Genomic DNA, 10,153 nt, shown 5'->3' with positions numbered 1-10,153 from the left:
CATCTTGTAGGGTACAGTTTACTGGTCGGGCTGCTCTTTTTTTGCCTTTTTAGGCATTCATATTCAATATTAGAAGCGGGTGACCTGCATACTCCGCGCAGGTTCAATAGCGCTTAGTCGTTATTTTTGGAGCGTGCCTGTCCGCCTTTGCGGCCTGCTTCCTCGCGGCTCATGCCGTCCGAATTGCTGCGCGCTTTGCCGCCTTCGCTGCCAATTTCCTGATAGAACTCTTTATCATGGGAATTGGAAGTGGATTGACCACCTTTTTGGCCGATTTCCTGGTAGAATGCTTTGCCGTGGGAATCAGATGTCGATTCGCCGCCTTTTTGACCGATCTCCTGATAAAATTCTTTGTCGTGATTTTTAGAAGTGGCTTTTCCACCCAGACGACCTGCTTCTTCTCTACTCATTTTGCCGTTGTTGTTAGTGCTGTTGTTGTTTGCCATTTTCTACTCACTCCTCTGAATTTTCTAGTTGTATGTGTGCTGTTATGATCAGCGCCACGGTATTGTATTACCCGTCCGAAAATAGAATAAACACCCCAATTCTCCCAGAACAGTCAGTGCTAAATCACTGCCTTGCTTCATATTGTTCCTCGCCAAATCGCTTGATCCCCATCATGACAGTACTTCTCCCATTTTGCCAAACAGATGATCCGGCAGGTTATTTTTTGTTGATTTTTTTGGGGATTATTATAAATCCACTGACGGTGAAGGGAACCAGATATGCCGCAGATCGACCCATCCCTGACTGTTAAACGTAATCCCGCGTACCGTAGGCAAATACGCGGTTTGAACAGGTTTCTCATACAGTACATATAGCTGGTGATCCGCAGCGAGCCGCTCCCAGATCTGCTGGAACAGCGTATCTCGCAGCCGGGAATCAGACTGGCGACGAATATTGATCAGGGCATGCTCAATATCGATTCGTGTATGGGTATCCAGATGCTGAGACAGGGTCAGATACAGATCATAGAGACGCAGCTGCTCATCCTGATCACGGGTCAGCGAGAATACGATCAGATCAGACTCCATTCGCAGCGGGCCCTGAAACTGCTCGATCGGCAGAGAAACGACTTCACAGTCGTAATGCTGCTGCAGTGTCTCGGCAATCTCGCGCGCATCCCGGCGGTATTGCGGAATCGTCAGAATCCGTAGCGGTGTAAGGGTGTGTTCGGTATCTGCTGCAGACGTCGGTATGGCGTTTTCTGTGATTACACCCTGCAAGCAGTTGCAGATATGGGCGCGAATATGAGGGTCACGCAGCGGGCCTTCCTTTTGCGTATTGAACGTGATGAACTTGCGTACCGATACCGGCGAAGGCAGCTGACTCCAGGAATGGTCATCCGGCACGGAAGGATTGGGGATCAGGTGAAAAGGAGAGACCGGATCGGCCGGATCAGCCCGGTTCCCGCTAACCGACCATGGAATATGAATAATCTCTACCCGGTCCAGATGGGCGCGTCCCTGAAAATAAGGCTTGAACACTTCCAGTACGCAGCGCTCTTCACTCTGCTCCACCATCCGAAAAGGACCGGTACCACTCGGCTTGAGACCAAATTCCTGCTCATTGCGCCGATTCAATCCCCTTGGCACAATCGCGGCCCGGCTGGTACACAAAAAAGGCAAAAACAGCTCGCTTGGTTCCTGCAGCTGAATATGAACGGTGGTGGAATTCAGCGCACGTACCGACTGAATCTGCTTGAATACAAACCGGTACAGCGCCCGGCGTGAAGTACGAATCAGCCGCTCAAAAGTATACACAACATCCTCGGCAGTCAGAATCTGTCCATGGTGGAATAGCACATCCTTGCGCAGATAAAAAGTCCACCCTGTCCGCTGCTCGTCGATCTCCCAGGCATGCGCCAGGTGCGGAGTGATGAGGCCATCTGCACCTGATTTGCGAACCAATCCGTCGAAAATATGGCTGGATACAAACGATTCGGCTAACAGATTCATATAAAGCGGATCTACCGTATGGATGCGCTGTCGGATCGGCAGCCGCAGCTGGTCAATCTGCCGGTCACGCTGAATCTCCGAATGCGGGCCAAAATAGCTAAGCAGCCAGTCCTGTAGCTGTTCCTCCACAACCGGCGACCGTGCGTGCAGACGGATCTGCTCCATGCTGTCCCGGATATCCCGGCGCTCAATCGTATGCATCATCGACTCCATGGCGATCTGCTCGGGAGACGCGATGAAAGTGAGCTGTGAGCGACGTCCCCGTCCCCGTTGGGACTGCCAGCCAATCCAGCCCTGCTCGCTCATGCGAGTAATAATATTCAGTGCATTTCGGTGTGTACATTCCAGTACTTCTGCCAATTCATCCAGTGTGACATTCTGCTCGTTCTGTGCTCCATACTGGGAGTGCAGCAGCAGGAATTGCCGATGTAATTTCATGTTATTCCTCCCTTTGTTCCAGTAGGAACCTTTTTATAATCCTGTATATTTATGCTTTTTCAGTAGTGCTTATCCACATGACGCTAAGAGGCAATCCGTTTTCTCCAATGCTATTTCTGATGGGATTGTCTCCAAATAAAATAGGAAATTTTCCAGTTTATTTCTTCTATTTATTTTCTTATTTTATCATCTACAATAAAAATAACCACAAACCCAACTCCTGATCGAAAGCAAAATTATAGTTGAGCATAACCAAACTACCAGTAAATACAAGAATCCAACTGGAGGAGAGAGCATTGTACGAGAAGTTGATTGTAGTACCCCAGCGGGGATGGATTGCACTAATCAGTGCTTTTGTTCTGGCGGTCATTCATCAATATTTGTTTTATGGACACGACTTTGGCATTTCTTATCCGGTCTTTGTCATTTTGTTTTATCTCTATATGTATACGTATGCGGGTGACCGGCTGCGGCAGGGATCATGGTTCAGCAGACTGGTCATGGTCATTATTTTACTGCTATCCTGTACGTACGGATTATTCGGAAATGAGTTTTTTCGGGTGCTGAATGGTCTGTTTATCCCGTGTCTGATTTTTCTGCATCTGGCGTATATGCTGAGCCGCAGACGGCTGGACTGGAATCAGCCGGCGCTGATCATCGATGCACTGGATCACCTGATTCCACAGACGTTCCGTCATTTTATTACTCCGTTTGCCATGTTAAAAAATAAAGCGTCCCAGCGGATGCAGGAAGGTCAGCGTACGATATTCCGCAAAATCATGCTGGGTGTGCTGACAGCCCTGCCGCTGCTATTCATTATTATTGCGCTCCTAACGTCTGCAGATCGCATGTTTAACGAGCTGCTGGGCACCATGCCGCGCTGGATTATGAATCTGTCGCCTGGCGAGGGCACATTCCGGCTGGTCTGGGTAGTGATCATGGGCTTTATCCTGTTTGGTTACCTATGGGGATTTGTGAAGCCCTTCATCTATACCCCGCCTGTCTGGCAAGCGCCGCCGGGGACGGATTCTGCCACTCCGCCGCAAGGCATGAATTCAACAGAGCAGCATAGTATAAATGCTTCAATGCCTCATCCTGCTGCGCTGCCTGTACAGACTGCCAACCCGGTACGGATCGATCCGATTATTCTCGGAACGGTGCTGGTGCTGATCAATATCGTGTATGTGCTGTTTGTTTTCCTGCAGTTCTCCTACTTGTTCGGAGCGCCGCAGGGCAATTTGCCGGATGGCAGTACGTATGCCGAATATGCACGTAGTGGATTTGCAGAGCTGGTGCTGGTGACTGCGCTGAACTTTGTGATTATGCTATGCGGACTGCTCTATGCCGGTCCTGCGGGAAAAGGACTGCAGCGTCTGAACAATGGACTGCTGTATGTACTCGTATTATGTTCCGGCGTGATGTTATATTCGGCGTTTACCCGTCTTCTGTTATATGAGCAGGCGTATGGTTATACGACGATCCGCTTTCTCGTGCATGCTTTTATGATATTTCTTGGCGTCCTGCTGATTGTGGCGGGACTGCGGATACATTTTCGTCGTCTGCCGCTGGCGCGCTGTTATATTATTCTGGCACTGGTTGCCTACGTTCTGGTCAATTATGCCGGTATGGACCGCCAGATCGCGAGCCGTAATATGGAGCGTTATGAACAGACCGGGCAGCTGGATATGGATTACCTGATCGGATTGTCCGCCGATGCGGTACCGTCATTGTTGAAATTCAGCCGTGAGCATGAAGTGCCGGGTCTGGGAGCGGGTCTGCACGAGCGTTGGGCTTATCTGTTCACAGAAGACAGAGGATGGCAGCCGATCAATCTGAGCGACTATCTGGCGATCCGGGCACTGCGTCAGGATAACCACCATTAATGGAGTCTACGGATAACCCTAATTGGATAACCATATTTCGAAGACATCATAACCAGAACAGGAAAGGGGAATGAACACATGTTTACGTTACAGGCAATGATTCGCTGGAACAGTGACCCGGCTGATCTGCTGGTAGGAGAATGGCTGCAGCAACTGAGTGATCTACAGGAAGATTGTCCACCGCAGTTTGAGTCGGAGGAAGATACTGTCGAAGGTCTGGAGATTCGTATTGTCAGTAAGATCCCCGATTCATGGAATACGTATGGACAAGTACGGATTCCCGCATCTATGGTACCCGAATCCGGCCTGCAACCAGGAGATGTATTTACGCTGTGGGATCATGGAGATCTCGGAGAAATTGTACTGCTGGAAGGGCCTCGTTTTCCATTAAGCCCGTACCGGTATCTGCAGGACCGGACTATGGAGCACGGTAATGAATGGGACAGCTGGCAGTCTTACAGGGATGTACAGCTGTATTAACATCTGTCATTTTTCAGTATGGGAGCGATATTATAGTAGATCGCCAATTTCTGTTCGCCCAGAGAATATGATTTATATGTACAAAGCAAAAGCACACCGTTTCGATAGCGGTGTGCTTTTGCTTTGTACATATATAACTGAAGTGACAGGCGATTTAACTTAAGTGAACCAGTTTTATTTACGACCGCATATTTAGCATTCTCGGCTTACGATTGACCAGGTAAATGCTGATACCGATCAGTACCAGACCGAGCAGCAGGAACCAGGTAAACGGCTCATGCAGAACCAGGGTACCGATAAATACCGACAACAGCGGTACGAGGAAGGTATAGGAAGCGACTTTGCTCGCATCTCCGGCACCGACCAGAGTAAAGTAGATAATCCACGACAGGGCAATTCCGAAAATAATGCCAAAGATCAGTCCGATCAGATAAGGCGCATTCCATGTAATAGCGGCCCAGCTCTCCGTCGCCGAGCCGGAGGCTGTAAGCACCAGTCCGCCCAGTGTACACTGAAAAGCAACCATCCACAGCGCATCGACTTTTTGATTGGCCTTTTTGATATAGACGGTACCCAGTGCCCAGCTGAGTGCAGTCACCAGCGCCAGCACGACGCCAATCACAGCGACATGTCCGGAGAAGCCGCCTGCACTAACCGAGATGACACCGGCAAAGCCAAGGATCAGCCCGATGATTTTCAATGGAGACATGGATTCGCCGAGCCACATCCAGGCAAACAGCCCGACCAATACTGGCTGCAGATAGACGAGTACAGAGAACAGACCGGATGGCATGTAGAGCAGACCCAATGTCTGTAGTCCATAGAACAGGACAACGTTCAGAATTGCGGAAATGACATAGGCTTTCCAGTTGGCATGCCAGCGAATCAGCCGCCGCCGGGGCAGCAGGATCAACATGAGCAGTACGCCGCCTCCCAATGTACGCAGACCGGCGAATAACAGTGGCGGTGTATAATCCAGCGCCAATTTATAGATGGACCAGGAGATGCCCCACAGAAATACCAGTGCAGCGATCAGCCCCGTCCGTTTGAGTGGTGTCAAGGTGTTCATAATGTCTTCCTTTCTGTATATCCAAGCAGTATTTCTGATCATACGCCTTTTAATGCGGAAATTCAAACAAAAGGACGCTGCAGATTTTTGGCAGTGTCCTTTCTACGAAACTATTCATTATGAGCCTGTATTCTGAATTACGTCTTCAGGTAAATCAATGACTCTACCTTTGAACACCTTTAAGTATTTGTACTCGCCATTCATAAGCAGCTTCAGCAGTCCATTATCAAAGTCGGTATGCTGATCCTTAAAAAAGATTCCCTGCGTTACGATAGGTTGATCGGTTTCGTAACGAATCTGGTAGCCAGAAGGTGTGCGGATAACATCAACTTCTACACCGTCTTCATGAGTTTCTTCCAGACGTGCTTTCATCCGCTGCACAGCCACGATATGGATATCGACTGCCCCCATTTTTTCCAGCAGATCATTAATGATAGAGCCACGGGTAATTTCCTGCCAGCGGGACTGCGCCGACTGACCAATAATGAGCTGGGTGATCTGCTGTTGACGCGCGACTTCGGCAATGATATCTGCCGGTTCATCTTCTTCATCGACCTTGATGATAAATGTACCGCCGGCTTCCTCCGTCAACTTTTTCCATGAATTCAGATAATTCTCCTGCTGCATATCCAGTTCACTAACCGGTTCATTCAATACGGTGATGACGTATAGCGGAGATTGAAGCAGCTCTGCTAGCCGAATACCCCGCCTGATCAGTCGCTCGCCATTAGGGCCGTAGTAGACCCCGACCATAATTTTCTCGTCATTCATCATCGGATTCTCCTTTGTTCGGTACGTATTATTGTATCTATAATGAACTCTTAACCAGCTTCGCTCAAAAAGAATAATAAGCCTGTGCATAATCGCCCAGAAATTGACGCTCTGTCAGAGGCTGTCTGAAAGGAGCCGAATCCTCAGCTTCATTTTGCCGAATCGTATAATTATGCAGTGCTTCGATCGCCAGTTGGGCACGGGTATGGCCCCAGACCTGCCGGTGAATCTCCACATACACCAGTGCTTGCTGTACGGTCAGCCCTTTGAGCCGCCGAAATACGGAAGCCCAGCGCACAAGATCCAATCGACGCTGTCCATCGGAGAATTCATACTCGGCCCAGCCGGATCCGCCCGCCAGTGAGATACGCAGCAGACCACAATGCAGCATCATACAGCTATCCGGCAAGGACAAACAGTGATGATCATATAGATAGATTTCCAGGGAGCCGATACAGGTGGCCGGGATTGCAGGAATATTTAGTGGCGCAGGGACCGATAATACATTTTGCATGAAAGGCACGCTCCTCAGGGGGGAATGGTAGTTGTCAGCTATCATAGAGGGGGATTCGGCTGAACGTAAACTGACATCTGGCATCATGGCAGCTCATATTTGTCAGGAATACCTCATGTAATCGTATTCATTCCAGGTAATCTTATCGCTGCCTACCAAAATCTGGCGTATGCTTCGATTTTCATTTTCTGTAAATAAAATGGCGAAAACAAGAGGAAACGAGCGCTATACAGCGTATCCTATCTGTTACTCCACATTTATTCGGTATAGTAGCTTTTTACACGGCTTGAGTAGCCTTTACAACGTTCAGCAGCGGGAGTATGATTCGTCTCAAGTTCATAAGACAGCGCTGATCGCAGCGCACACATACCAGCTGAGTTTTTGTGATACAGCCATGCTGTATACAGAGAGCGGGGGAACCATCGAGAAGAGCCATAGCGGTTTCTTTTCAGGGGTGAATCGGACGACAGGATATGATGGATGCCTGTCTGTCTGTAGGGAGACTCTTACTCCCGAATCCGGCAGCTAACCTCGTAAGCTGAAAATAAGAGAGGCGACAATTGTCATGCCATCCGTCAGGGATATCTCTGCGCGGATGTCGAAGAAGCTGACGAAGACCACCTCTTCCTCGGCTTCTTTTTTGTTGCCTTTATACTACTGGAGGAGAAGAGAAATGGAATTGGAGCAGGAACATCATTTGTCGGAAGAATATATACTGGTATCGCCGGCAACCCGGGCTGGAGAGCAGTTTATCCAGCTGTTAAAAGTAAAAAAAATCCCGTTTGCCCTTATTGTGAATAGCTATGCGGAGAAGGTGCGTTTTGAAGGAATGGGCTTTGAACATGTGATCCTGCTGGATACACAGCGTCAGGAATTATGGATCATGCCGGAGCTTAATATCGGCAAAGTTTACTTGTTTGAGCGCAGTCTGCCGCTCTGCTGCCGTTACATTCAGATCTGTCGTTCATGGACGAGCCAGCCAGTCTATGTCATTACCGAAGGCAGCAATTCACGCATGATCTACAAAGGGCTGGGGGCGAATTATATTATCCATACCAATGGCGGCAGTGCCGCTTTTTTACTGTGAATATATTGGCATCTCCATATTGCCGGAAAAATCATGAATCCGGCCGAATCGCCGCTTTTGCATGTCCCGAAATGGGTAATAGGTTGCTAACCCGTTATCGTTGCAGCCGGGCGATCCTTTAGAGGTGGAGATGATGGCATTGAAACAGAAAGTAGCATTGATTGCAGGAGCCAGCGGATTGGTCGGTCAGGTGTTAACCGAGCTGCTGCTTGAGGCTCCTGAATACAGGGAAGTGATTGTACTGGTACGGAAGCCGGTGGAGCGCTGGCAGCACCATACCGGACTTCGGCAGGTGATTGTGGATTATGAGCATCTGGAGCAGCAGCGCCGCGAGCTGCAGGCAGATGATATATACTGCTGTCTGGGCACGACCATTCGCCAAGCCAAGACGCAGGAGAATATGTATCGAATCGATGTAACTTATCCGCTGGAACTGGCGCGTATTGCCCGCGAAGAGGGAGCTACCCAGTTTCTGGTAGTCAGTGCGATGGGTGCAGACTCGCATTCCCGGGTCTTTTACTCCCGGATCAAGGGGGAAATGGAACAACAGCTGGCACAGATCGGGTATGAGTCCTTATCTATTGTGCGGCCATCCCTGCTGCTCGGCAAGCGCAGAGAGTTCCGGCTGGGTGAACGTACCGGTGCCATATTGGCGCGAGGATTAGCCCCGCTGTTCATCGGTCCAATGAACAAGTACAAAGCGATTTCCGCCGAGATTGTGGCCGAGGGCATGTACCGGATTGCGCAGCGCAAACCCCAGGGGACGGTAGTCTATTTGTCCAATCAGCTGCAGGTCGCTGCCCGTCCTGCTACCCGCTAGCCGATATTATTCATCATGCTCTATACCGGATGACATGGTAAAATGTACAGAAGCAAGTATAATGTAAAAGCAGGTCCGTAACACGTAGAAGCGGACGTGAATTTCAATTATAGAATGGAGTACATTCACATGCCCCAACTGGATGCCAAACAAGCGGCGTCAATGATCGAACGCTGGATTTCTTTTTATGATATGGATAATGCAAAAGCCTGGGATAAAGATGACTATGCATTTATCCAGACTTCCTGCCGCCAGATGCGGACAGCTATTCAGGCGCTGCGAGGCAAAGGACCAACCGCTCCAGGAGAGCGTAAAAAAGTCGCCGCTGCACTTGAAGAATTTATCGAAGACTCTTTTATGGATGATGCCAATGAATGGGAACCGGAGAACCGCGTTTTTGTCAAAGAATCCATGGCAGCTCTTCAATTTGCCGCGAGCTTTCTGCAGAAATAAGATCACGTCATAATTGAGGTGGAACACCATGAATCAGCCCGACCCTTTCCTGCCTGCACAGGGAACGCTGGATATTGCCCTGTGCCCGGTAGAAGAGTCACATACGATCCTGAATCTGTATCCATTCTATCTGTATGATCTATCGGAAATCTGGGAACGCCAGCCGAATCGGCATGGCGTTTTTGAAGAGGAAGACAGCTATCGTACGCTGGCAGAGCAGAGTGAAGTGTTCTGGATCTGGTGGCAGCATCCTGGTATTCTGTTTCCTTATGTGATCCGTGTTGACGGAATACCGGCCGGATTTGCCCTTGTATCGACCCCTCCTTATATTCCATCCTATGAGAAAACCGACTATTTTATGCACGAGTTTTTTGTGATGCGTCCATTTCGTGGACAGGGGTTGGCCGCCCAGGCAGCCCGTCAAATTTTCGGTCAATTTCGTGGTTCATGGGAGCTTCATACCAACCCGACAGAGCGCAATGTTCATGCTCGTCGCTTCTGGGAGCAGCTGCTGATGGACTACACACATAATGAATATACCCGGCAGCTGATTGACGGTCCGGATAATGAACAATTTTTGTCATTTCGGTTTGATAATCGTAAAATATGAATTTTTTTATTCTGGATTTCTTTTTCATGGACAGCGACTCACAATTTGTGTAACATAAGCATAATTAATT

The 10,153-nt window shown here is 49.1% G+C and carries 11 protein-coding genes and 1 riboswitch; of the genes, 6 read left to right on the top strand and 5 right to left on the bottom strand.

Annotated elements, in window-relative coordinates; all coding sequences use genetic code 11:
• Nucleotides 1–113: 113 nt before the first annotated feature.
• Both H065_RS0119910 and H065_RS0119905 read right to left on the bottom strand, forming a co-directional pair.
• Nucleotides 114–446, bottom strand: a complete 333-nt coding sequence (locus H065_RS0119910) for a KGG domain-containing protein (RefSeq protein WP_017814850.1) — start codon at nt 444–446, stop codon at nt 114–116.
• 246 nt (nt 447–692) lie between these two features.
• Nucleotides 693–2,396 carry an ABC transporter substrate-binding protein gene (locus H065_RS0119905; protein WP_017814849.1) on the bottom strand — a complete coding sequence of 568 codons (1,704 nt, stop codon included), beginning with the start codon at nt 2,394–2,396 and terminating at the stop codon, nt 693–695.
• 308 nt (nt 2,397–2,704) lie between these two features.
• On the opposite strand from H065_RS0119905, the gene H065_RS0119900 reads away from it, so the two are divergent.
• Nucleotides 2,705–4,279 carry a DUF4153 domain-containing protein gene (locus tag H065_RS0119900; protein ID WP_238557999.1) on the top strand — a complete coding sequence of 525 codons (1,575 nt, stop codon included), beginning with the start codon at nt 2,705–2,707 and terminating at the stop codon, nt 4,277–4,279.
• 78 nt (nt 4,280–4,357) lie between these two features.
• Nucleotides 4,358–4,759, top strand: a complete 402-nt coding sequence (locus H065_RS0119895) for an AbrB/MazE/SpoVT family DNA-binding domain-containing protein (RefSeq protein WP_017814847.1) — start codon at nt 4,358–4,360, stop codon at nt 4,757–4,759.
• A 178-nt stretch (nt 4,760–4,937) separates the two neighbouring features.
• On the opposite strand, the gene H065_RS0119890 is transcribed toward H065_RS0119895, so the two are convergent.
• From H065_RS0119890 to H065_RS26455, 3 genes are all read right to left on the bottom strand, one after another.
• Nucleotides 4,938–5,828, bottom strand: a complete 891-nt coding sequence (locus H065_RS0119890; RefSeq protein ID WP_017814846.1) for a DMT family transporter — start codon at nt 5,826–5,828, stop codon at nt 4,938–4,940.
• Nucleotides 5,829–5,945: 117 nt separating this feature from the next.
• Nucleotides 5,946–6,602: a universal stress protein gene (locus tag H065_RS26460; RefSeq protein WP_036630416.1), complete on the bottom strand. Its 657-nt coding sequence runs from the start codon at nt 6,600–6,602 to the stop codon at nt 5,946–5,948.
• A 61-nt stretch (nt 6,603–6,663) separates the two neighbouring features.
• Nucleotides 6,664–7,113, bottom strand: a complete 450-nt coding sequence (locus tag H065_RS26455; RefSeq protein WP_017814844.1) for a hypothetical protein — start codon at nt 7,111–7,113, stop codon at nt 6,664–6,666.
• A gap of 385 nt (nt 7,114–7,498) precedes the next feature.
• A riboswitch (cyclic di-AMP (ydaO/yuaA leader) is annotated at nt 7,499–7,668 on the top strand.
• A gap of 118 nt (nt 7,669–7,786) precedes the next feature.
• Here H065_RS26455 and H065_RS0119875 point away from each other — a divergent pair.
• The 4 genes from H065_RS0119875 to H065_RS0119860 all read left to right on the top strand — a co-directional run bounded on the left by H065_RS0119875 (nt 7,787) and on the right by H065_RS0119860 (nt 10,083).
• The gene (locus H065_RS0119875; RefSeq protein WP_017814843.1) at nt 7,787–8,200 is read left to right on the top strand and encodes a hypothetical protein; all 414 of its coding nucleotides are present in this window, start codon (nt 7,787–7,789) and stop codon (nt 8,198–8,200) included.
• A 133-nt stretch (nt 8,201–8,333) separates the two neighbouring features.
• On the top strand, nt 8,334–9,020 hold the full coding sequence (locus H065_RS0119870; RefSeq protein ID WP_017814842.1) for an oxidoreductase: 687 nt from the start codon (nt 8,334–8,336) through the stop codon (nt 9,018–9,020).
• 129 nt (nt 9,021–9,149) lie between these two features.
• Entirely contained in the window at nt 9,150–9,473 is a 324-nt protein-coding gene (locus H065_RS0119865) for a hypothetical protein (protein ID WP_017814841.1), read from the top strand.
• Between the two features lie 28 nt (nt 9,474–9,501).
• Nucleotides 9,502–10,083 (top strand): GNAT family N-acetyltransferase, encoded by a 582-nt coding sequence (locus H065_RS0119860; protein WP_017814840.1) that lies wholly within the window; start codon nt 9,502–9,504, stop codon nt 10,081–10,083.
• Nucleotides 10,084–10,153: the final 70 nt, after the last annotated feature.

Source organism: Paenibacillus shenyangensis, assembly GCF_000346635.1.
GTDB classification, from domain to species: Bacteria; Bacillota; Bacilli; order Paenibacillales; family Paenibacillaceae; genus Saccharibacillus; species Saccharibacillus dauci.
This window is presented reverse-complemented; position numbering and strand designations above follow the sequence as displayed.

Bases quoted from the DNA above. Each gene is read 5' to 3' on its own strand.
- H065_RS0119910 (WP_017814850.1), bottom strand. From the start codon at position 446: ATGGCAAACAACAACAGCACTAACAACAACGGCAAAATGAGTAGAGAA.
- H065_RS0119905 (WP_017814849.1), bottom strand. From the start codon at position 2,396: ATGAAATTACATCGGCAATTCCTGCTGCTGCACTCCCAGTATGGAGCA.
- H065_RS0119895 (WP_017814847.1), top strand. From the start codon at position 4,358: ATGTTTACGTTACAGGCAATGATTCGCTGGAACAGTGACCCGGCTGAT.
- H065_RS0119890 (WP_017814846.1), bottom strand. From the start codon at position 5,828: ATGAACACCTTGACACCACTCAAACGGACGGGGCTGATCGCTGCACTG.
- H065_RS26460 (WP_036630416.1), bottom strand. From the start codon at position 6,602: ATGATGAATGACGAGAAAATTATGGTCGGGGTCTACTACGGCCCTAAT.
- H065_RS26455 (WP_017814844.1), bottom strand. From the start codon at position 7,113: ATGCAAAATGTATTATCGGTCCCTGCGCCACTAAATATTCCTGCAATC.
- H065_RS0119875 (WP_017814843.1), top strand. From the start codon at position 7,787: ATGGAATTGGAGCAGGAACATCATTTGTCGGAAGAATATATACTGGTA.
- H065_RS0119870 (WP_017814842.1), top strand. From the start codon at position 8,334: ATGGCATTGAAACAGAAAGTAGCATTGATTGCAGGAGCCAGCGGATTG.
- H065_RS0119865 (WP_017814841.1), top strand. From the start codon at position 9,150: ATGCCCCAACTGGATGCCAAACAAGCGGCGTCAATGATCGAACGCTGG.
- H065_RS0119860 (WP_017814840.1), top strand. From the start codon at position 9,502: ATGAATCAGCCCGACCCTTTCCTGCCTGCACAGGGAACGCTGGATATT.